This window comes from Flavobacterium sp. N1719 (assembly GCF_025947045.1).
In the GTDB taxonomy this organism is placed as follows: domain Bacteria; phylum Bacteroidota; class Bacteroidia; order Flavobacteriales; family Flavobacteriaceae; genus Flavobacterium; species Flavobacterium stagni.
The window spans coordinates 344154-366875 of sequence record NZ_CP109993.1 but is presented as its reverse complement, the minus strand read 5'-3'; the positions used below and the strand labels follow the sequence as shown (position 1 = coordinate 366875).

Sequence of the window (22722 nt, the reverse complement as noted above, 5' to 3'; positions counted from 1 at the left end):
CTTTGAAATCACAAGAAAGCCCGGTCACTAATTTCACAATAATCACATGTTAATTTTATTTTAAAATATGATAGTCTACTATCTTAATTGTATTTTTAGCCAACTAAACTCACAAACATGAATAGTAAATTCTTAAAGGTTTTTGTATTGTTTTTGCTTTTTTTCAATATAAAAACGGTTGCTCAAAAAAAGGATAAAGGTGCTCCACCGGTAACGCAAGAAGTCAAAAAACCGGAGACGAAGAAAGAGCCAAAGCCCTATAAAAAAGTAATCGATTCGACGGCAGTTACTCAAAAAGGGTTAATCGATGTGCACAAAGTTTCAGATAAATACTTGTTTGAAATTCCGGATGCTTTATTAGGAAAAGAAATTATGACCACCACACGGTATTCCAAAACACCTGCTGGAGGCGGAATTTTTGGTGGAGAAGAAGTAAATCGACAAGTTGTTCGTTTTGAAAAAGGGTTAAACAATACTCTCATTTTGCGTTCAATTACCTATGTAATCATGGCAACTGAGGAAGATAAACCCATTACACAATCGGTTAAAAATTCCAGTGCCGACCCCATAATTGGGATTTATGACATATTAGCTTACAAAAAAGATGAGGCTGGGAAAAACAATGTAGCCAGCGTTATTGACATGACACCCACTTTTGAAGCCGATGTGCAAACCTTTTCTTTGGACCCTATCAAAAAACAATTATTAAGCATACAAGCGTTTCAAAAAGATAAGTCGTTTATTCAATACGTAAAAAGTTTCCCCATCAATACCGAAATTAGAACCACAAAAACATTTAGTACGGTGGCGCCTCAAATTTCGCGTTCTCCTGCCCCCAAAATCGGGGTTGATTTGCCTGCAGGTTTAGACGCGGGTGTGGTGACAATGGAATTGAATACCTCTTTTATTTTGTTGCCTGAAAAGCCGATGCGCAAGCGTTCATTCGACAAACGCGTGGGATATTTTGCTAATCGCTATGAGGTCTTTGAAGAGGATTCACAAAAAGCAGATACCGATGTCTTTGCAGTTCGCTGGCGCTTAGAACCCAAAAATGAAGAGGATGCCCAAAAACAAAAGCGTGGCGAATTGATCGAACCGTTAAAACCTATCATTTATTACATCGACCCAGCAACACCTGATAAGTGGAAGCCGTTCATCAAACAAGGAATTGACGATTGGCAAGTTGCCTTTGAAGGTGCAGGATGGAAAAACGCCATTCGCGGGGAATACTGGCCCGAAAACGATCCAACCATGAGCTTGGAGGATGCCCGTTTCTCAGTGTTGCGCTACTTTGCGGCCGAAATTCAAAATGCCTATGGTCCAAATGTGCACGATCCCAGAACGGGTGAAATCATGGAAAGCCATATCGGTTGGTACCACAACATCATGAGCTTGTTGCGCGATTGGTATTTAATTCAAACCGCGGCAGTCGATCCGAAAGCACGCAATAAAAAGTTTGACGATAAATTGATGGGCGAACTCATTCGTTTTGTCGCCGCTCACGAAGTGGGACACACCCTAGGCTTACGCCACAATATGGGAGCAAGTAATGCAACTCCTGTGGAAATGTTGAGAAATCCCGAATACCAAAAGAAAAATGGACACACGTCTTCCATCATGGATTATGCCCGTTTCAATTATGTGGCACAACCGGGCGATGGGGTAACCGATTTGTTTCCACGCATTGGCGATTATGACAAATGGGCCATCAAATGGGGCTATTCTTATTTTCCAGATGCGAAATCCGAAGACGAAGAGAAAGCCTTGCTGAATGAAATGACCAAAGAAGCCTACAAAAATCGCCGACTTTGGTTTGGTACCGAAAGCAGTCCTTTTGATCCGCGTTATCAAACGGAAGACTTGGGAGATAATGCCATGAAAGCTTCAGAATATGGGATTAAAAACCTAAAATTTATTTTACCGAATCTTATCGAATGGAGTAAAGAAAAAGGTGAAGATTATTCCGAATTGGAAGATATGTATATGGCTTTGGTGGGTCAGTTTAGACGGTATATGGGCCATGTAACGAAGAATGTGGGCGGAATTTATGAAACGCCAAAAACCTACGACATGCAAGGGAATGAATACGAAACAGTACCGTCAAGTATTCAAAACGAAGCCGTTGACTTTTTGAACAAGCAATTATTTAAAACCCCTACGTGGTTGTTGGATCAAAATATTTTGGCAAAAATTTATCCGGATAAAGGGGTCGAACTCATTCGCGGCATTCAAGACGGAACGCTTTCCAACTTATTGTCCTTAGATCGAATGGCACGCTTGCAAGAAACCGCTTCTTTAGGGAAAGAAAACTATTCGGTTGACGAATTGATGAGCGATTTGAAAGGCGGAATTTTCTCGGAACTTAAAGCCAATGCACCTATTGATGTATACCGAAGAAATCTACAAAAAGCCTTTGTTTCGAAACTCATCGATGCCATCAAATTGGATAAAAGTGCAGTGGCCAATTTCAACGGAAGACGCATCGTTATGGTAGACACCGATTTACCGTCGATTGCTCGCGGTCATTTGATCGAGTTGAAAGGTCAGTTAAAAACAGCGTATACCACAGCTACAGATCGACTAAGTAAGTTCCATATCGCTGATTTAATCGCTAGAATTGACCAAGCGTTAAATCCGAATTAATACCCCTATAAGACACAAAAAAAATGCTTCACGATTCGTGAAGCATTTTTTATATCGAGTAATTTTATTTTATTTAAAAGCCGCAAAACCGGTAATGTCCATACCTGTAATTAACAAGTGGATGTCGTGCGTTCCTTCATACGTAATTACCGATTCCAAGTTCATACTGTGACGCATGATCGAATATTCACCGGTAATTCCCATACCACCCAAAATCTGACGCGCTTCACGAGCAATGTTAATCGCCATATCCACGTTGTTGCGTTTCGCCATCGAAATCTGAGCCGAAGTCGCTCTTCCTTCATTGCGCAATACGCCCAAACGCCATGTCAATAATTGTGCTTTGGTGATTTCTGTAATCATTTCGGCCAATTTCTTTTGTTGTAATTGCGTTGCAGCAATCGGTTTGTCAAATTGTACACGCTCTTTTGCATAACGCAAAGCCGTGTCATAACAATCCATCGCAGCACCAATGGCTCCCCAAGCAATTCCATAACGTGCCGAATCCAAGCAACCAAGCGGCGCTCCTAATCCGGATTTGTTGGGTAATAAATTTTCTTTGGGAACTTTAACGTTGTCAAAAATTAATTCACCCGTTGCCGAAGCACGCAACGACCATTTGTTGTGCGTTTCCGGTGTGGAGAAACCTTCCATTCCACGCTCCACGATTAACCCGTGAATACGACCTGTTTCATCCTTGGCCCAAACCACCGCAATGTCTGCAAAGGGTGCATTTGAAATCCACATTTTGGCACCATTCAACAAATAATGATCGCCCATATCTTTGAAGTTGGTCACCATACCGCCCGGATTCGATCCAAAGTCGGGTTCGGTCAATCCAAAACAACCCATCATTTCACCCGTCGCCAATTTAGGAAGGTACTTCATGCGTTGTTCTTCGTTGCCGTATTTCCAAATCGGATACATCACCAAAGAGGATTGTACCGATGAGGTCGAACGTACGCCCGAATCCCCGCGTTCAATTTCTTGCATAATCAAACCGTAGGAAATTTGGTCCAATCCTGCACCACCGTATTCCTCGGGAATGTAGGGGCCAAATCCGCCGATTTCTCCCAAACCTTTGATGATTTGTTTCGGGAATTCCGCACGTTGTGCATAATCCTCAATGATGGGAGAAACTTCGCGTTTCACCCAAGCACGGGCCGCATCGCGTACCAATTTATGTTCGTCTGTCAATAGATCATCCAACAAATAATAGTCGGGTGCCTGAAATAAGTCTGGTTTCATTTGTTTGTTATTGTTGTTGACGGACTTACCGTCGGATTGTTATTTTACGAAAACGTTTGCAAATTTAACAAAACCAACTTCAGAAAGAAACGAACAACTGTTATTTTTTGGAGCTTTTTCCTGCTATCCGCTGTATCTCCCTTCTTACGTCGGGAGGATGCCGCTCCTATCAGGGCTAGGGCTTGGGTGCAACGATGACCGCTTGGCCTTCGAATTCCTTCTTTTTCTGCAAGAAAAATTCCGTTAATTCCAAGCCGTCTTCCCGCGCCAAAATGGGTTTTATTTTAGGGTCTTGAAGGCAGTAGGTAATAAATGCCTCTTTTTGTTCAGGTTTGATATGAAGGGTGGTTTCCCAATAATCTTCCGTAAACCGACTGTCGATAAACTCGTTTACCGTTGGCGCAGGAGCAGTTGTCGTTTCTTCGGTTTTCTTTTTGAATAATCCGCCCAGTTTTTTGAAAATACTCACAAAGTCGACACCAAGGGGCATCGAACCGTTGTAGACACCCGTGTAGCGTTCAAATTCGGCATTTTTAATAGCGGTCATTTTCGCGTCTGCGGGATCAAATTTTACTTTTACTTTGTTTAACTTGGTAACATCCACTTCGTCCAGTTGTATGGCTTTTGGGGTGAGTTCTTCTTCATAAAGCCATGTGGTCGCACTCATTATAATGATTTTTTTGACTTCAAAATCGGGGTGCACTAAATACAACACATCGTCCAACGCCACATCGATTTCGAAATAACCGTTGGCATCAGTAGTCACATGTTTTTTGGTGCGCTCGTTGGCGACATCCACTTTGGAAACGTATAGTTCTTGGGAGCGCAACGTACCGTGAATGCGGAATTCTTGGGCGTGTACCCATGAAAAACTGAAAATAAAAAGGAGAGCAGCGAGTATTGGTTTCATGGTCTTGTGGTTGTACAACGAAAGTACGAAGGTTGCCACCGACCCTTTTCCAAAGTTTTGTTAATTAAAAACTAGCGAAATGTGAAAGTTTTTCTACGTGATTTGAAAAGCGGCAGGTCTTTTTTAGCCCCGATAGGAGCAAGCTACCGTGTAGCGCGGATAGCGGGGAGGTACGGGAAAATAAACGAGACTACAGCTCCTTAGTCGGCTTATTTGATATAAAACTCTTGAGTCAATGTTTGGTAGGCTTCCGTGTAGTTATGACGCGTGGTTTCAATAATTAAGGAGTCGATTTTTGGTTCTTGGGGTTGTCGTGAAAAGGCCAACAAGCTGCGTTTGATTTCGGATTCGGGCGTACCTTGAACGCGGGTGATTTTGAACGGGAAGAGGTCGTTTTCTGCAGCGAGAGCGATAAAATTCTCTTCTTCTTTGTGGGGAATGATAACGGCCAAAACGCCATTTTCAGTGAGGAGAATGCCAGCGGCTTCGCAAAGATCTTCGAAGGGCAAGGATGCGTTTTGACGGGCTTGATCCCGTTGTTCATTACCGGACGAGACGGTTTCTGAGTAAAAAGGCGGATTGGAAACAATTAAATCATATTCCTCGTCTTGGAGATCATCCATGAAGTCGTCGAGTGAGGCATGAAAACAAAAGAGACGGTCGTTCCAAGGCGAATTTTCAAAATTTTCAACCGCTTGTTCGAAAGCATCACCATCGATTTCTAGCGCTTCAATTTGTTCGGCAAAACTGCGTTGCGCTACCATCAAAGCAATCAGACCTGTTCCAGTTCCAATATCCAACACGGAATAGGGTTGGTGCTCCAGTGGACACCAAGCGCCCAGCAGTACACCGTCTGTTCCCACTTTCATGGCACAACGGTCTTGTTCAATGGTGAATTGTTTGAATAGGAAAGGCATGCTTAGTAATTATTCTAAATTCTAAATTCTAAATTCTGAATTCTAAATTATTCCATGTACAAATCCACCAATCCTACCGGTGTATTGAGTACAATTTTCTTTTGAGCACGATTCACCTCGATGATGAAGTCGTCAATCATAGGAACGAGAATTTGTCGGGTGTTCCACTCGATTTCAAAAAGGGGTTGGGCCGAGGAGTCATTAACACCTGTGATTGTTCCTATGGGTCCGAGGCGTTGGTCTTCAACCGCAAATCCGATAATCTCGTGAAAGTAGAATTTATTGCCTTCCAGTTGGGGCAAGGCAGATAGCGGGAGGTAAATTTCGCAGCCAATTATTTCATCAGCTTCCGCTTCACTGTCCACATCTTCAAATTTTACGCGTAAGAAGTCGCCTTTGTGAAGATTGGAATTTTCAATAAAAAATGGAATCAGATCTTTGCCAAAATCGACAAATACTGATTCCATATTTTCATACATTTCGGGTTCATCCGTATCTAGATAGATGAGAACTTCCCCTTTAAAGCTAAATTTTTTCGCGATTTTGCCGAGATAGAAACAGTCTTTCTTACGCATTACCGCTGGGTATATTAAGCTTCAGTTTCGTTGTTTTCTTCAGCAGCAGGAGCTTCTTCTGTAGTTTCTTCAACTGCAGGAGCTTCTTCAGCAACTTCAGCAACTTCAGCAACTTCAGCAACTGTTTCTTCTACCGCTTCTTCAGCAGCAACTTCTTCAGCAGCCGCTTCAGCTTCAGCCGCTTTTAATGCTTCTTCAGCCGCTTTTGCACGTTTTTCGTTAACTTCTTTTTCTGCTTTTAACGCTTTTGCTTTTGCATCATCTTTTGCTTTAGCCAAACCGTCTTTTTTCGCATCCACTTTAGAAGCTTTTTCTTCTAACCATGCAGCTAATTTTGCATCAGCTTGTTCTTGCGTTAACGCACCTTTACGAACACCGCCATCTAAGTGGTGTTTTAATAAAGCACCTTTGTACGATAAAATAGCTCTTGCAGTATCAGTAGGTTGAGCACCATTGTGTAACCATTGAACCGCTTTGTCTAAGTTTAATTCGATCGTAGCAGGATTCGTGTTTGGATTGTAAGTTCCTACTTTTTCTAAGAATTTACCATCGCGTTTTGAGCGTGCATCTGCAGCAACAATCCAGTAAAAAGGCTTCCCTTTTTTACCGTGTCTTTGTAATCTAATTTTTACTGACATAATCTATTGATTAAATTATGGGGTTCCCGACCCCGATTAATAAGGGCGCAAATATACAAAACTTTTTAAATCAACCGACTGGTAATTAAAAATTTAGTGAGCCAAGAGAAAATCGTTAAAAAATGACCGATAATTCGCCAAAAAAACTATTTTTGTGCTGATATAAACGATATTAGAATTCATGAAGAAATACATTGCCCTTTTTCTAGCTGTAGCTTCATTCGTTTCCTGCAGTGAAGAAGTGAAGTTTAACGATCCCGGTTTACAAGGTTACCGTGACGGAATTTTATTCCGCGGTATTGATGTAAAAGCCTATAAATCCTCCAATGGAGCGATTAGCCTTGTCGGTTTGGCGCAAGATGAAGATTTAACTATGGATGTAAGTTCTGGAAATGTTGGAACCTATTATTTTGGGACTACCAATACAGCAACTAAGGCCGCTTACACCTCGTCGTTTAATGATATTGTGGTGGATTATGAAACCAAAATCATCAACGGACCAGTCGCTAACATTGCCAAAAATTTTCCTTCAGCGGGTTCGGGTTACACGCCCAATTGTACTACCTTGAATGGTGTATTAACGTGTAGCGGTTCGTATCCAACAACGGGTGGAAATGGTAGTGGTTTAACCTTATCTATTGCAACCAATGCTGCGGGTGGTGTGACTTCTGTAAAAGTAGCTTCTCCCGGGAACAACTACAAAGCGGGCGATTTAATTACGATTGTTGGCGGCAATAATAATGCTAAAGTTCGCGTTTTGAATGTAGAAGGAAGCAATGGTGAATTAGTCATCACTGAAAACACAGGAAGTACAATTTCTGGAACATTCAAATTTAATGCTGTACAAACTTCAAACAATCCTTCTTACGGAGAATTATTAAATTTCCAATACGGAACATTTTATAAAGTGCCGATTTTACCGGCACCGTAATATTTACAACGCATACAAAAAAGCTGTCCACTGGACAGCTTTTTTTGTTGATAACTATTCCTTGAATCTTCCTTGCCGAAAGTGTATTTTTGAAAAGTAAGGCCGCTAAATGAAACGGCCTCTTTTTCAGGAATATGTATTTAATTTTTGATACCGAAACCACCGGTTTGCCCCGTAATTGGGCAGCCCCTATTACCGATACCGACAATTGGCCGCGTGCGGTGCAAATTGCTTGGCAGTTGCACGACGAGCTTGGAAACTTAATCGATAATCAAGATTACCTTGTAATTCCCGAAGGATATGATATTCCTTATGATGCGGAACGCGTACATGGAATTTCTACTGAATTGGCACATAAGTACGGGGTTCCTTTACAAGAAATGCTCTTGAAATTCAATGAAGCTTTAGCGCAAGCTAAATTTATTGTGGGTCAAAATGTAGGTTTCGACGTCAATATTATGGGATGCGAATTCTACCGTGCCGGTATTGCAACAAATTTGGCACAACTCCCCGTTTTGGATACCTGTACCGAAGTTACTGCTGAAATGCTCAAACTTCCAGGCGGTCGTGGCGGTCGGTATAAATTGCCTACGTTAACGGAATTGCATCAGTATTTGTTTGGCGAACCTTTCGGCGAAGCCCACAATGCCACCGCCGACGTGGAAGCGACTACGCGTTGTTTCCTTGAATTGATTAAGCGTGAGGTGTTTACCAAGGAAGAATTGGATGCGCCAAGCGATTATTACCGCCGTTTTCAAGAACACCATCCTGGAGTTATTCAGCCTATCGGACTCACGCATTTGAACCTGAAAAAGGAATCAGAGGATTTGCGTAAAAAAGCCGCACCCGTAGCTGCCGCGCCCGTTTCCACACAAGATATTCAACAAGGTCAAGCCGAAATGGCCGCCGTCGATTTTGTGCATTTGCATAATCATACCCAGTTTTCTGTTTTACAATCCACCATTTCTGTTAAGGATTTAGTAAGTGCGGCTGTGAAGCAGAAAATGCCAGCCGTGGCCATGACGGATATGGGTAACATGATGGGAGCTTTCCATTTTGTTCGGGACGTTTTGGCGCATAATAAATCCGCCAAACAAAAAAATGAACAAGCCCTTGAAGCGGGGGAATCGCCTTCTGAAACAATTATTAAACCGATTGTAGGCTGCGAATTCAATGTGTGTGATAACCACAGAGATCGTACGCGCAAAGACAATGGTTATCAAGTGGTTTTTTTAGCCAAAAATAAACGCGGGTATCATAATCTGGCAAAAATGGCTTCCATCGCCTATACGGCCGGATTTTATTACGTGCCCCGAATTGATCGCGCGATTATTGAACAATACAAAGAAGATATTATCGTCTTAACAGGAAGTTTGTATGGCGAAGTTCCGAGTAAGGTTTTGAATATCGGACTCAATCAAGCGGAGGAAGCGCTTCTGTGGTGGAAATCCCAGTTTGGGGAAGATTTGTATATCGAACTCATGCGCCACAATCAAGAAGATGAAAATCGGGTGAACAGTGCATTGATTGATCTTTCGCGAAAGCATAACATCAAAACGGTGGCAACCAATAATGTTTTCTATGTACAAAAAGAAGATGCCAATGCGCATGATATTCTGTTGTGTGTGCGGGACGGTGAAAAGCAATCCACACCCATAGGTCGCGGCCGTGGCTACCGTTTTGGATTGCCCAACCAAGAATATTATTTTAAGTCGGGTGCCGAAATGAAGCAATTGTTTGCCGATTTCCCCGAAGCCATTACCAATATCGCTGAAGTTGTAGATAAAATTGAAATCTACGAATTGGCACGGGAAGTTTTGTTGCCCAAATTTGAAATTCCGGCTGAGTTTGAAGATCCGCAAGATGCCGAAGACGGAGGAAAACGTGGCGAGAACAAATACTTAAGCTATCTTACATTCAAAGGGGCTGAGAAACGGTATCCCGAAATCACTCCCGAAATCAAAGAACGCCTCGATTTTGAGTTGGCTACTATTGAACGCACTGGTTACCCGGGTTACTTTTTGATTGTACAAGATTTCATTGCAGAAGCTCGAAACATGGGCGTTTCCGTGGGACCTGGTCGTGGTTCGGCGGCGGGAAGTGCCGTAGCCTATTGTTTGGGAATTACGAATATCGACCCGATTGCGTACGACTTACTTTTTGAGCGTTTCTTGAATCCAGACCGGGTGTCCATGCCCGATATCGATATTGACTTTGACGATGAGGGTCGCAGTAAAGTCATGGATTATGTGATTCAAAAATACGGCTCCAATCAGGTGGCGCAAATCATTACATACGGAACGATGGCTGCCAAATCCTCGGTGCGTGATACCGCTCGGGTATTGGATTTGCCCTTATTTGAAGCCGATAAAATTGCAAAGTTGATTCCGAATAACTTGAATTTGGCTAAAATTTTCACCTTAGAAAATGACAAACTCAAAGCCGCTTTGCGTTCGGATGAATTTGACAAAGTCAAAGAATTAATTGAATTGGCGAATGGCGGCGATCTCAGTTCGGAGACCATTCAACAAGCCAAAGTTTTGGAAGGAAACCTTCGGAATACCGGGATTCACGCTTGTGGGGTAATTATCACGCCTAGTGACATTACTGATTATGTTCCGGTAGCTACGGCAAAGGATTCCGATTTGTACGTGACCCAATTTGACAACTCCGTTGTAGAAAGTGCGGGATTGTTGAAAATGGACTTCTTGGGTTTGAAAACCCTTACCTTGATTAAAGATACCTGCAAGTTGGTGAAATACCGCACCGGAATTGAATTGGATCCCGACACTTTCCCGATAGATGATGTGAAAACCTATGAGTTGTTCCAACGCGGAGAAACGGTAGGGATTTTCCAATACGAATCTCCGGGGATGCAGAAATACATGAAAGAGTTGAAGCCGACGGTTTTCGGGGATTTGATTGCGATGAATGCCTTATACCGTCCGGGACCGTTGGAGTATATCCCCTCGTTTATTCGCCGTAAAAATGGGGAAGAACCCATTACGTACGACTTGGATGCCTGTGAGGAATATTTGAAAGAAACCTACGGAATTACGGTCTATCAAGAGCAGGTAATGTTGTTGTCGCAGAAGTTGGCCAACTTCTCCAAAGGAGATGCCGACGTTTTGCGGAAAGCAATGGGTAAAAAGCAAAAAGATGTCTTGGATAAAATGAAATCCAAGTTTATTGATCAAGCCGTTGCCAATGGGCATGACGCGGAAAGATTGGATAAAATTTGGAAAGACTGGGAAGCGTTTGCCAGTTATGCCTTCAATAAATCGCATTCTACTTGTTATGCTTGGATAGCCTATCAAACGGCTTATTTAAAAGCGCATTATCCAGCGGAATACATGGCGGCCGTGCTTTCCAATAATATGAATGATATCAAACAGGTGTCGTTTTTTATGGAAGAATGTAAACGGATGGGCTTGAATGTTTTGGGTCCAGATGTGAACGAATCCTTTTATAAGTTTACGGTTAACGAGTCGTATGCCGTTCGTTTTGGAATGGGTGCGATAAAAGGGGTAGGTCAAGGTGCTGTAGATACCATTGTGGCCTGCCGTAAAGACGGAAAATACCGTTCGATCTTTGATTTGGCAAAACGCATTGATTTGCGGGCTGCCAATAAAAAGGCATTTGAAAACTTAGCTCTTGCAGGAGGATTTGATTGTTTTGAAAACACCCATCGAGCGCAATATTTCCATCACGATGGGGACAATATCACGTTTTTAGAAAAAGCGATGCGTTATGGGTCGAAGTTTCAAGAGAACGAGAATTCGGCGCAAGTCAGTTTGTTTGGCGAAGCGAGTGAAGTGCAAATTGCCGAGCCACAAATCCCGCCCTGTGAAGAATGGACGACTATGGCCAAATTGGCGCGAGAGCGAGAAGTAGTAGGAATTTACATTTCGGGTCATCCGTTGGACGATTACCGTTTTGAGATGAAATATTTCTGCAATGTGAAATTGGAGCATTTGAGAAATCTAGAAGGTTTGGTCAATAAAACGGTGACCTTTGGAGGTATTGTGTCCAATGTACAATACAAAACGGGCAAGAATGGAAAAGATTGGGCGATGTTCACTTTGGAAGGTTATGACGAAAGTTTTGAGTTCCGCATTTTTGATGAAGAGTATTTGAAGTTCCGTCATTTTTTGGTGAACAATCAATTTGTGTTTTTTAAAGTCTTGGTGCGTGAAGGTTGGGTGAATCGCGAAACGGGAAAACGTTCAGATCCCCGAATTACGTTTCAAGAGGTGAAATTGTTGGCCGATGTATTGCCGACTTTTGCCAAAAAATTGGTTATCCAAATGAATATTCAAGAACTGCATCAAGCGATGATTGAGCAATTGGCGGCCCTATTCCAAACGCACAAAGGCGACCACCAAGTATCTTTTGAAGTTATGGAGTTGGAGCGTGTAAAGAAAAAAGTGGAGTTGGCCGCTAAATCGGTTGAAGTAACAGCAGAAGAAACCGGAGAAGAAGAGTTGGATACGGATGCTTTTGATGCGGAAGTTCCTGCAGAAACCGAAGAAATTAAGGTGGTCACGTATTTGGCCATGCCTTCGCGCAAAGCAAAAATCAAGATTTCAAGTGAATTGTTGAGTGAGTTGGAGAAGTTGCAAGTCAATTTCAAATTGAACTAAGTATCAGTTTCAATGATTAAAAAATAATTAAAAGTAATCCGAAGGGGAAAGGTATGCATTCATAAATAATTATCTTTGTCCTTCAAAACGAATACATAACTAAATAAAGACAGATATTATGGCATTAGCAATTACCGATGCTACTTTTGAAGATGTAGTGTTAAAATCCGAGAAACCGGTATTAGTAGATTTTTGGGCAGCATGGTGTGGTCCTTGTAGAATGGTTGGTCCGGTTATCGATGAAATTTCTTCAGAATACGATGGAAAAGCGGTTGTTGGAAAAGTAGATGTGGATGCAAATCAAGAATTTGCAGCGAAATATGGTGTACGTAACATTCCAACCGTATTAGTATTCCAGAATGGAGAAGTGGTAGGTCGTCAAGTAGGTGTTGCACCGAAAAAAACCTACACCGATGCAATTGATGCGTTATTATAACGGATATACGAAAGTGAACGAAAAGCCTGAAGAAATTCAGGCTTTTTTTTATCTTTGAAGGTATGAAGATCGAACAAGAAAAAGAACTCATCTCCGGATTTAAGCATTTGGAAATTTTAGCCAACCAAGTTGTGGAAGGTTTTATTTCGGGGATGCACAAATCGCCTTTTCATGGGTTTTCGGCTGAGTTTGCCGAACATAAAGTCTACAATAAAGGGGAGAGTACCAAGCATATCGATTGGAAATTGTTTGCCAAAACGGATCGTTTGTATACCAAACGGTACGAGGAAGAAACCAATTTGCGTTGCCATTTGATTGTGGACAATTCCTCCTCGATGCATTATCCCGCGTTGAAGTCGGGCCAACCGTTTTACGAAAGTAAAATTGGATTTTCGGTACTGGCATCGGCGGTTTTGATGAATCTATTGAAAAAGCAACGCGATGCCGTGGGTTTAAGTGTATTTTCGGATCATTATGAATATTATGCTCCTGAAAAGGGTTCGGATCGGCATCACCGCATGTTATTGTCGATATTAGAAGGCGTTTTAGAGCAACCCAAAGTAGCGAAGCGCACCGATACAATTACGTATTTGCACCAAATCGCTGAAAAAATGCACCGTCGTTCGATGATTATCTTGTTTACAGATATGTTTCAAGGCGAAGATCATGAAAAATTATTCAGTGCTTTACAGCATTTGAAACACAATAAACATAAAGTGGTGGTGTTTCATGTGGTGGATGAAGCGACCGAGTTGCAGTTCAATTTTGACAACCATCCGCGTAAATTTATCGATGTAGAATCGGGTGAAGTGGTCAATTTATTTGCTGAAAATGTCCAAAAAGAATACGAAAAACGGGTAGAAAGTTACTTTAAAGACTTGGCGATGGCCTGCGCTCAGAACAAAATTAAGTACGTTCCCGTCAATGTTGGCGCGGATTTTGAAAAAATAGTAACCACCTATTTGGTTGAAAAACAAATGTTTGGTTAGTGGTCCAAAAAATTATTTGAAAATTTCTGCAAAAACGTTTGCAAAGCTGAAATTTGCTCGTATATTTGCATCCGCAATAAAGCAAGGTTTGGTAGTTCAGTTGGTTAGAATACATGCCTGTCACGCATGGGGTCGCGGGTTCGAGTCCCGTCCAGACCGCTAAATTGGGAGAAGCGTTCCGTTATACGGAGCGCTTTTTTGCCCAAAAAAGCATTGGAATGATGCTTCTTTTTTACAGGAAGCACATTTAAAATAGTTGTGTTGTTTCGTCTCGTGTAACAACGAGACAAGGTTTAGTAGTTAGACCAATGAAAAGCTTTTCCGATTCATTTCGGAATAGCTTTTTTGTTTTTAAAAAGGTTTAGTCAACTTGTCGCTGATGAGGTTTTGAAGTTTTAGTGTTACTTTTTCTTTGCCACGAAGGCATGAAGACACTAAGTTTGATGGTTGTAAGTCGCAGTCGCAGTCGCAGTATGTATGTGGTGTAAAAGTGGAATGGGTTTAATAGTGTAACTTAAGCTGCGAAAGAACGAGCATTTTCAAATCTTCAAATCACAACATTTTAAAATTGAAGTTTAAAAGTGGAATGGGTTTACAATGTGTATTGGGTACACCTATTTTTTCTCTTGTTTTTTGAATCTTTCTTTGCCACGAAGGCATGAAGACACTAAGTTTGATGGTTGTAAGTCGCAGTCACAGTCGCAGTATGTATGTGGTGTAAAAGTGGAATGGGTTTAATAGTGTAACTTAAGCTGCGAAAGAACGATCATTTTCAAATCTTCAAATCATCACATTTTAAATTGAAGTTTAAAAGTGGAATGGGTTTACAATGTGTATTGGGTACACCTATTTTTTCTCTTGTTTTTTGAATCTTTCTTTGCCACGAAGGCATGAAGACACTAAGGTTAATGGTTGTAAGTTGCAACGCTCAGTGGCTTAGTTGCTCAGAAGCTCAGTAACACAAAACTCAATAAGATATATCATTTAAAATATAAACTTGTAAGTTAGCCCCGATTGAGGCATTGTTGGAGCTCTTGGAGCGTTAGCGGAAAAGCGACTGCCGAAAGCGGGAAGACACGAGATTAGAACACGCAGTATGTGCTCCAAAAAATGAACTAGCTGTTCCGACTGCCATTTCCGTTTATTTTACTATTTTTGGGTTCCTTCAATGGTTGAGTTATGCAAAAGTTACTATGTTTTTTTGTCTTGTGGATGGGAATGGTTTTCGCGGTACCCGCTGTGCATGCACAAAATTCATCCGATCCTGATTTGGCGATGAAACACGCTTTGTATACCAAGTACCGCAAAGAGGTTTTGGCTTATGACAAAAAACATTACGACGAATTGTTTTTTGCGTTTTTTGAAAAACAAAACGACCCCACTATTACGTTGGCCAAAGAGGAGTATTACACCTACACCATTAAAATCGCGATTTATTCGGAGAAGTTGGGAATGCTCTACAAAGACCAAAAAGAAGTAGCGGAACAGACCAAGCGCGAATGGTTTGATAAACGGTATGAAGCCTATTTGCAATCTAAAAAATAAGCTGTGAAACGAATTGTTGTGCTTTTGGCGTTCGCCTTGACTTCTTGTAGTTATTTTGAAAAGCAAGTTCCCAATGAACAAGAACTTTTGCAAAAAGAACTCAAAGCCATCAATTGGAATCAAGTCGATGAATATCCATCTATCGCTGAATGTGAAAAATTAACGGATGCCACGCAGCGCAAACAGTGTTTTTTCGAATTTTTATCGAGTACGATCCAACAAAAATTGGATACCGATACGTTGTCGGTTTTGTATCCTGAATTGGATACCATTGAAGTGAAAATTACCGTAAATCCTGATGCGACTCTTGTATTCGAACCCCAATTTCCACAAGATTCAACCGCTTACGATAAAGAAAAAATAGATAGTATTCTTCGGGTCCGACTTACGGATTTGCCAAAAATTAATCCGGCCATCAAGCGCGGAATTCCGGTGAAAACGCAGTTTATCTTACCCGTTATTATTCGAGGTGAATAATTAGCGTTGAAATGTACGCCCTTTCCATTGAAAGCCCCCGAACAACGCGCAAATTCCGGTTACACTACTAAAAAACGGATAAATCACACTACTCGCTAGAGGCAAGAAGAACTTTCCGTGTCGTAAAAAAGCATTCGTACGGTACATTACCGCAAAATCCACCGCATATTTTACTGCCCACATGCCCCAAATGATGGACCATTGCAGTTGCTGGTTGAAGGCAAGAATGACGGCAGTAACCCAACTGAGATTCATCAACAAAACGACAACGGCGAGCATTTTTGCATAATTAATGGAATAGCCCGTTGATTTGGCTGCCCAACGAATACGCTGTTGGATAACTGCAAAAGCATCGTCGATAGGTCGGGTTTTGACAATAGCATCGCTACTTTTCAAATAGCCTACTTTTTGCGGTTGTTGTTTCAATGCTTTTTGTAACAACAGCACATCATCGCCACCTGCGTATTGATTTAGTCCGTCAAAGCCTCCCAATTCATGAAAAAAAGAGGTGGTATAGGCAAAGTTGGCACCGTTACACATGAAACCTTGGTTATTGCCAAAACTACCGATAGTAGTTCCTTGTAACGCTAAAGTTTCGAATTGTTGAAAATCGTGAAACCAGTTGTTTTTTGTTTTTAAAATAACGGGTCCGGCCACCATTGCACATTTCGTTTCTTGAATAAAATCGTGATAGGTTTGTAACCAATTTTGAGGAAGGATGCAATCTCCGTCTGTTGTGATGACCCAGGAATGTTTAAGGATGGGTAAGGCACGGGAAATGGCGTCTTTTTTGGGCGAACCTGTGCGGCGAACGTTTTCTAAATAGGTGGTGTCAAACTGACTGTGGGATAAACGCCAATTCAAATAGATTCGTTCACTTTGGTCTTCCGAGAAATCGTCGATGATAATAACTTCAAAATGTTCGGGGGGATAATTGAGTTTTGCAATGGATTGTAGTAGTGCCGGGAGGTTCTTCGCTTCATTACGAATGGGAATGACGATTGAAAATCCGGTAGTCGGTGTTGTTTTTTTGGAAACAAAAACGGGGAGTTTTGCAATTCCGGAATAAATTTTCAAAAGATATCCGGTATAGATTGCCGTTATTAGTCCGAAGCCGATGTAGATGCCCATTGTGGTTTAAAGATTAAGATGAAATAACTTCCGAGAAGCACGGGAACCACTACATTCATCAGCCACATTAGTGTGCTAATGAAAACGACGGTCCAATCGTCTACTCCCAATTTTCCGAAGAAAAATAATGCAACACTGCCTTTTACTGCAAAATCTAAAAACTGAAAACTCGGTAAGGACGATGCCATAAAATAGACGGCTGCAATAGCGCCCATTAAGGTTGCATAAGGTAAATGTACCTCAAAAGCCCGAAATAAAAAATAGTATTGGTGCGAAAAGATGAGGTAACGGCCTAAGGCTAAGAGGTTGTTTTTTTGGTGAACCAGCTTTGGAAGTGCTTGAATTTTGGTATAAAGGAAATGAAATGAATACCCTTTGAGGGTAATTTTTTGGGTAAAATAAAAAAGCATTCCCATCGCGGTTGCCAATACGATAACGCCCCAAGCCCATTGGGTATATCCTAAAATGAAGAGTCCGATAGTGCCAAAAACAACCGTGAGCACCATTTGAATCCCATTACAAATCAAATTTAAAAAAACGACTTGTCCCGCCTCTTTTTTGGGAAAATAAAAGGCTTTACCTGCATATTCTCCAATCCCGTTGGGCGTGAAAAGTCCGGCAGTTAGGGCGGCTAATACTTGTTTGGTGGATTCCCAAAGTGAAAGTGGGCGTAGGGTCGAACCCAAATTTTGCCATTTTACAATTTCTAAAAAACGATTGCTGAAGGTCAAAGCAAACAATACGAAAATCATCGCAGGATGGGCAATTTTTTGAAGTGCTTCTCGAAATGAAGTCCATGACAACTGGGGATCTGCACTTAATTTGTGGTAAATCACATAAAACGCACCCGATACAATCACAATTTTAAGGAGAACTGTGAGGAATTGTGTAGCTTTGTCTGACCATGGATTCATGGTACAAAGAAACTGCTTTTTAGCGACAACTCCCGAATTATTTGACATTGGCAAACGAACGTATCATATTAGGTATTGACCCTGGAACCACGATTATGGGCTTCGGACTCATTCGTGTGGTGAATAAAAAGATGGAATTTATTCAGTTAAATGAATTGTTATTGAGTAAATACGACGACCATTATATGAAGTTGAAAAAAATCTTTGAACGCACCATTGAGTTAATCGATACGTATCATCCCGATGAGATTGCGATTGAAGCCCCTTTTTTCGGTAAAAACGTCCAATCGATGTTGAAACTGGGTCGGGCGCAAGGTGTTGCGATGGCCGCGGGTTTGTCTCGTCAAATTCCGATTACCGAATACGAACCCAAAAAAATCAAAATGGCGATAACCGGTAACGGAAATGCCAGCAAGGAGCAAGTCGCTAAAATGCTACAACAATTATTGGGGTTAAAAGAATTACCCAAAAATCTTGACTCTACAGATGGTTTAGCGGCAGCAGTTTGTCATTTTTTCAATACGGGCAAAGTGGTCGCTGGGAAAAGTTATTCGGGTTGGGATGCGTTTGTGAAACAGAATGAACATAGAATTAAATAATTTGAAGATTTGAAAATTTGAAGATTACTGTCATTTTCAAATTTTCAAATGAATTAATTTTCAAATCAATGAGTGGCATCTACCTCCATATTCCTTTTTGCAAACAAGCCTGTCATTATTGTGATTTCCATTTTTCGACTTCTTTGAAAAAAAAGGAAGCGCTGGTGGTCATGATGGCGCGCGAAATAGCGTTGCGGAATACTTGGATGGGTGACCAAACCGTGATTGAAACCATCTATTTTGGAGGGGGAACGCCGAGTTTATTGACGATTCCTGAACTTCTTTTTCTTATCGAGACCATTTATCAGCATTTCAAAGTGGTAGAGCACCCCGAAATCACACTGGAAGCCAATCCCGACGATTTAACTCCGGACTATTTACATGCTTTGGCACAAACACCGGTGAATCGTTTATCCATTGGAGTACAGTCGTTTTTTGAAGCGGATTTACGCTTGATGAACCGGGCACACAATGCGCAAGAAGCGTTAGCTAGTTTGCAATTGGCGACTACACTATTTGATAACATTACCTTGGACTTGATTTATGGGATTCCCGGACTCACGAATGAAAAATGGTTGGCCAATATCCAAACAGCACTGGATTTGGGGGTACCGCATATTTCGAGTTATGCGTTGACAGTCGAACCCAAAACGGCCTTGCATTCGTTTGTGCAAAAGGGTATTATTCCCAATCCGGATGATGGCCAAGCCCAAGAGCAATTCTTATTGTTGATTGACCAACTCGAAGCAGCGGGTTATGTACATTATGAGTTGTCCAATTTTGGGAAAGAAGGTTTTTTTTCTAAAAACAATTCAGCCTATTGGTTGGGGAAATCCTATGTAGGAATTGGTCCAGCAGCGCATAGTTTTAACGGTACCCAACGCGGTTGGAATATTTCCAACAACACTAAATATATACAAGCCCTCGAAGCCCATGAATTGCCATTGGAATTGGAAACCTTGTCCCTGACCGATCGCTATAATGAATATGTGATGACAGGTTTGCGTACCATTTGGGGTGTCGATTTGAATCGTTTGGAAACGGAATTCGGACCCCGATTCAAGACGTATTTTCTACAACAAGCCGAGGTGCATTTGGAAGACCATTTACTCTTCATAGACGGGGATATCGTTCGCACTACCCGTAAAGGAAAGTTTCTAAGTGATGGGATTGCCAGTGATTTATTCCTACTGAATTTATAAATTTATACCTTAGCGTACTTAGCGGTTAATTCTCAGCTTATGATTCTACAATTTGACAACTATAACTTCGACACATCGCAACCCATTGATATTTCGATTCCGTTGACTAATTCCGATGCCAATCCAATTGCTTGGTATTTGGAACAACCCGTAATTGAACCCGTTCGTTTTGGTGATTGGGTTGGAAAAGTGGCAGAGGGGAGTTCGACCAACTTCAACAACATCCATTTCAACCCGCATGGACATGGAACGCATACGGAATGTTTGGGACACATTACCCGCGATTTTTACAGTATAAATCAAAGTTTGCAGACCTTTTTTTTCCGTGCCGAATTGATTTCGATAACGCCTGAAGTTCATGCTAGTGACGGAATCATTACCCAAAATCAACTGGAAAAAGCCTTGGCAGGCAATACGCCTGAGGCTTTGGTTATTCGAACTTTGCCCAATTTAGCAACAAAAAAGCACCAAAACTATTCCCATACGAATCCGCCGTATTTGGCAGCGGAAGCGGCTCATTTTCTTCGCGAAATTGGCGTCAAACATTTGTTGATTGATTTGCCCAGTGTTGATCGGGAAGAAGACGGTGGTGCCTTGGCGGCGCATAAAGCCTTTTGGAATGTGACCGATGTCAACCAACTCAATGCAGATGCGCGTTTGGATTGCACCATTACGGAATTAATTTTTGTACCGGATACAGTACCTGACGGGAGTTATATATTGAATTTGCAAATTGCTTCGTTTGAAAATGATGCATCGCCCAGTAAACCGGTTTTGTATGCTTTAAAAGAAAAGTAAAATGATTAAAGTCAGTACCGATAAATCCCGTTTGGATGTTTCTTTTGTCCAAAATTTCTTGAAAGACATCTATTGGGCGGCAGGACGAACAAGGGAAGAAGTGCAAACCACTATTGACGCCTCCGTGTGTTTCGGACTTTATTTGGACCAAAAGCAAATTGGTTTTGCTCGTGTAATTACCGATTATGTGGTGTTTGCTTATGTGATGGATGTCTTTGTAGATGCTAATTATCGCGGAAATGGTTATGCTTCAGTGTTGATTGAGGCGATGATGAACGAACCCCAGTTGAATGAAGTGAAAATTTGGCGTCTAGCAACCTCGGATGCTCACTTTTTATATGAGAAATTTGGATTCAAAGCGTTGGCGCATCCCGAAAAGATGATGGAATACATTCGATAATTGGATACTAATAAATAAAAAAGCATGAATATTCAGCAACTGTATGACTATTGCTTGTCTAAAAAAGGAGTGACCGAACATTTCCCGTTTGATGAAGATACATTGGTCTTTAAAGTAGGAGGGAAAATGTTTTGTTTGACCTCTTTAAAGGAATGGGAGAATGGATCTCCTTCTTTAAATTTGAAATGCAATCCTGAATGGGGAGAAGAGTTGCGGGCACGTTACGATGCCATTCAAGCAGGTTATCACATGAGTAAAGTACATTGGAATACAATTGCCTTTCATGGAGATGTTAGCAATGTATTTATGTGTGAATTAATAGATCATTCCTACGATTTAGTTTTTAAAGGATTAACCAAAAAAGTTCGGGAGGAAATCCTTCAAAGTAAAATTTAGGCATTACTTTTGTAGCCAATCGATTCGTTTAAAAAAGTAATTAAGACCATGTTAGATAATCTCAAAAAAATTCTCAACGAAGATCAAGATCCCAAAGCGATTGAAAAAATCACGGCTAAATTGGAAAACCTGTTAATGTCCCATGAAGAAGTGGGCTACATTGCCGTTCAAAAAAAACCCGCCATCACTGTTTTCCCGGATAGTATTGTGGTGACCAACAAACGTATCATTTTATGTAAACCCAAAAACTTGGGCTTGTCCATGGAATTTGTGGATTACGATTGGAATGACATCGCAGGGACTTTCGTTAAAGAAGGAATTCTCGGTTCTGATTTTACCTTTACTACGCAATCGGATTTGACGCATACCGTCGATTATTTGCCTAAAAATCAAGCACGAAAATTATACACTTTTGCTAAAGAACAATTGGATGCCATAAAAAATCCAGTCGCCACACCTGTCGCAGCTCCTGTTCAAGAAGCTCCAATGGCAGAAGTTTTTACCGACACAGTTGAAGAACCTGAAGTGGAAGAAGTAACGAATTTTGCAGAAATTATTCCAGCACCTGCTATGGATTCACCTGCCGATCCTTCCATTTCAGCGCCAACAGGGGAGAAAAAAATTAGCGATTTGTCGAAGGAAGAATTGTTTGAAAAATTGCAGAACTACAAGAAGCTTTTAGATAACGGTTTGATCTTGCAAGGTGAATATGATCGCTTAAAGGCAGAAATTTTAAACTATTTATAAAAGTAAACATTATTCTATACTTGAAATGCGCATTAACTACGGTAAACGCGCATTTTTCTTATTACACCGATAGTATTCGTCTACAGGTAAAGTATTTTGAACGACTTTTTGACAACGACCAACGAAAATTAAATTTTATAGTAGATATTTGAGTAAACTTTGTTAGAACAATGAAAAGCTCTGTGCGAATCCTATTGTTGGAAGACGATCAAATTGAAATTATGAAATTTGAACGCGTCATTCAATTAGTAGATGCTTCTTATCACGTTCAAATCGCTAAAAACGGTGAAGAAGCATTGGACTATTTACAAACATGCCATCCGTTGCCCAACTTGATTTTGTTGGATTTAAACATGCCTAAGTTTAGCGGAATCGAATTTTTAAAAGCGTTGAAAAAACATGAAAAATGGTACCATATCCCTTGTGTAGTATTGACTACTTCCGATAATAATGTTGATTTATTGGAGTGTTACCGTGAGGGTATTGCGGGCTATTTTTTAAAGCCGTTACGCTATAATGAATACGTAGAGCTTATTCATATGCTGTTAAATTATTGGAATAAAAGTCTCACAGTTAAATAGGG

21 protein-coding genes and 1 tRNA gene are annotated in these 22722 nt (G+C 41.1%); 15 read left to right on the top strand and 7 right to left on the bottom strand.

Annotated features, from left to right (window positions below; all coding sequences use genetic code 11):
• Positions 1 to 117 precede the first annotated feature (117 nt).
• Positions 118 to 2643: a zinc-dependent metalloprotease gene (locus OLM45_RS01350; protein ID WP_264511325.1), complete on the top strand. Its 2526-nt coding sequence runs from the start codon at positions 118 to 120 to the stop codon at positions 2641 to 2643.
• A gap of 69 nt (positions 2644 to 2712) precedes the next feature.
• Here OLM45_RS01350 and OLM45_RS01345 read toward each other — a convergent pair whose 3' ends face one another.
• From OLM45_RS01345 to OLM45_RS01325, 5 genes are all read right to left on the bottom strand, one after another.
• Positions 2713 to 3891 carry an acyl-CoA dehydrogenase family protein gene (locus OLM45_RS01345; RefSeq protein WP_129460620.1) on the bottom strand — a complete coding sequence of 393 codons (1179 nt, stop codon included), beginning with the start codon at positions 3889 to 3891 and terminating at the stop codon, positions 2713 to 2715.
• 175 nt (positions 3892 to 4066) lie between these two features.
• Positions 4067 to 4801: a hypothetical protein gene (locus OLM45_RS01340; protein WP_264511323.1), complete on the bottom strand. Its 735-nt coding sequence runs from the start codon at positions 4799 to 4801 to the stop codon at positions 4067 to 4069.
• Between the two features lie 209 nt (positions 4802 to 5010).
• Positions 5011 to 5718, bottom strand: coding sequence for a tRNA1(Val) (adenine(37)-N6)-methyltransferase (locus tag OLM45_RS01335; RefSeq protein ID WP_264511321.1), 708 nt, complete (start codon positions 5716 to 5718; stop codon positions 5011 to 5013).
• Between the two features lie 47 nt (positions 5719 to 5765).
• Positions 5766 to 6293, bottom strand: a complete 528-nt coding sequence (gene rimM / locus OLM45_RS01330; RefSeq protein WP_264511319.1) for a ribosome maturation factor RimM — start codon at positions 6291 to 6293, stop codon at positions 5766 to 5768.
• 14 nt (positions 6294 to 6307) lie between these two features.
• Positions 6308 to 6931 carry a 30S ribosomal protein S16 gene (locus OLM45_RS01325; protein ID WP_264511317.1) on the bottom strand — a complete coding sequence of 208 codons (624 nt, stop codon included), beginning with the start codon at positions 6929 to 6931 and terminating at the stop codon, positions 6308 to 6310.
• Between the two features lie 181 nt (positions 6932 to 7112).
• Between OLM45_RS01325 and OLM45_RS01320 the strand changes: the two genes are divergently transcribed.
• The 7 genes from OLM45_RS01320 to OLM45_RS01290 all read left to right on the top strand — a co-directional run bounded on the left by OLM45_RS01320 (position 7113) and on the right by OLM45_RS01290 (position 15952).
• Positions 7113 to 7862, top strand: coding sequence for a DUF6252 family protein (locus OLM45_RS01320; protein WP_264511315.1), 750 nt, complete (start codon positions 7113 to 7115; stop codon positions 7860 to 7862).
• Positions 7863 to 7996: 134 nt separating this feature from the next.
• A complete protein-coding gene (dnaE, locus tag OLM45_RS01315; protein ID WP_264511313.1) occupies positions 7997 to 12505 on the top strand; it encodes a DNA polymerase III subunit alpha in 4509 nt (1502 codons plus the stop codon).
• Between the two features lie 118 nt (positions 12506 to 12623).
• Entirely contained in the window at positions 12624 to 12941 is a 318-nt protein-coding gene (gene trxA, locus OLM45_RS01310) for a thioredoxin (RefSeq protein ID WP_129460628.1), read from the top strand.
• Between the two features lie 62 nt (positions 12942 to 13003).
• On the top strand, positions 13004 to 13930 hold the full coding sequence (locus OLM45_RS01305) for a DUF58 domain-containing protein (protein ID WP_264511311.1): 927 nt from the start codon (positions 13004 to 13006) through the stop codon (positions 13928 to 13930).
• A gap of 85 nt (positions 13931 to 14015) precedes the next feature.
• Positions 14016 to 14089 (top strand) — tRNA-Asp (locus tag OLM45_RS01300).
• A 1020-nt stretch (positions 14090 to 15109) separates the two neighbouring features.
• On the top strand, positions 15110 to 15475 hold the full coding sequence (locus OLM45_RS01295; RefSeq protein ID WP_264511310.1) for a hypothetical protein: 366 nt from the start codon (positions 15110 to 15112) through the stop codon (positions 15473 to 15475).
• Between the two features lie 3 nt (positions 15476 to 15478).
• Entirely contained in the window at positions 15479 to 15952 is a 474-nt protein-coding gene (locus OLM45_RS01290; RefSeq protein ID WP_264511308.1) for a hypothetical protein, read from the top strand.
• Here OLM45_RS01290 and OLM45_RS01285 read toward each other — a convergent pair whose 3' ends face one another.
• Both OLM45_RS01285 and OLM45_RS01280 read right to left on the bottom strand, forming a co-directional pair.
• Positions 15953 to 17083: a glycosyltransferase gene (locus OLM45_RS01285; RefSeq protein WP_264511306.1), complete on the bottom strand. Its 1131-nt coding sequence runs from the start codon at positions 17081 to 17083 to the stop codon at positions 15953 to 15955. It lies immediately after the preceding gene.
• A complete protein-coding gene (locus tag OLM45_RS01280; RefSeq protein ID WP_264511304.1) occupies positions 17056 to 17997 on the bottom strand; it encodes a lysylphosphatidylglycerol synthase domain-containing protein in 942 nt (313 codons plus the stop codon). The genes OLM45_RS01285 and OLM45_RS01280 overlap by 28 nt, the downstream gene beginning before the upstream one ends.
• A 47-nt stretch (positions 17998 to 18044) precedes the next feature.
• Here OLM45_RS01280 and ruvC point away from each other — a divergent pair, with 47 nt between their 5' ends.
• From ruvC to OLM45_RS01245, 7 genes are all read left to right on the top strand, one after another.
• Entirely contained in the window at positions 18045 to 18596 is a 552-nt protein-coding gene (gene ruvC, locus OLM45_RS01275) for a crossover junction endodeoxyribonuclease RuvC (protein WP_264511302.1), read from the top strand.
• Between the two features lie 68 nt (positions 18597 to 18664).
• Entirely contained in the window at positions 18665 to 19798 is a 1134-nt protein-coding gene (hemW, locus tag OLM45_RS01270; protein WP_264511300.1) for a radical SAM family heme chaperone HemW, read from the top strand.
• A gap of 39 nt (positions 19799 to 19837) precedes the next feature.
• Positions 19838 to 20596 (top strand): cyclase family protein, encoded by a 759-nt coding sequence (locus OLM45_RS01265; protein ID WP_264511298.1) that lies wholly within the window; start codon positions 19838 to 19840, stop codon positions 20594 to 20596.
• Between the two features lies 1 nt (position 20597).
• The gene (locus OLM45_RS01260) at positions 20598 to 20996 is read left to right on the top strand and encodes a GNAT family N-acetyltransferase (RefSeq protein WP_264511296.1); all 399 of its coding nucleotides are present in this window, start codon (positions 20598 to 20600) and stop codon (positions 20994 to 20996) included.
• Positions 20997 to 21020: 24 nt separating this feature from the next.
• On the top strand, positions 21021 to 21392 hold the full coding sequence (locus OLM45_RS01255) for an MmcQ/YjbR family DNA-binding protein (protein ID WP_264511294.1): 372 nt from the start codon (positions 21021 to 21023) through the stop codon (positions 21390 to 21392).
• A gap of 48 nt (positions 21393 to 21440) precedes the next feature.
• A complete protein-coding gene (locus tag OLM45_RS01250; RefSeq protein ID WP_264511293.1) occupies positions 21441 to 22139 on the top strand; it encodes a PH domain-containing protein in 699 nt (232 codons plus the stop codon).
• A 170-nt stretch (positions 22140 to 22309) separates the two neighbouring features.
• Entirely contained in the window at positions 22310 to 22720 is a 411-nt protein-coding gene (locus OLM45_RS01245; protein WP_264511291.1) for a response regulator, read from the top strand.
• Positions 22721 to 22722: the final 2 nt, after the last annotated feature.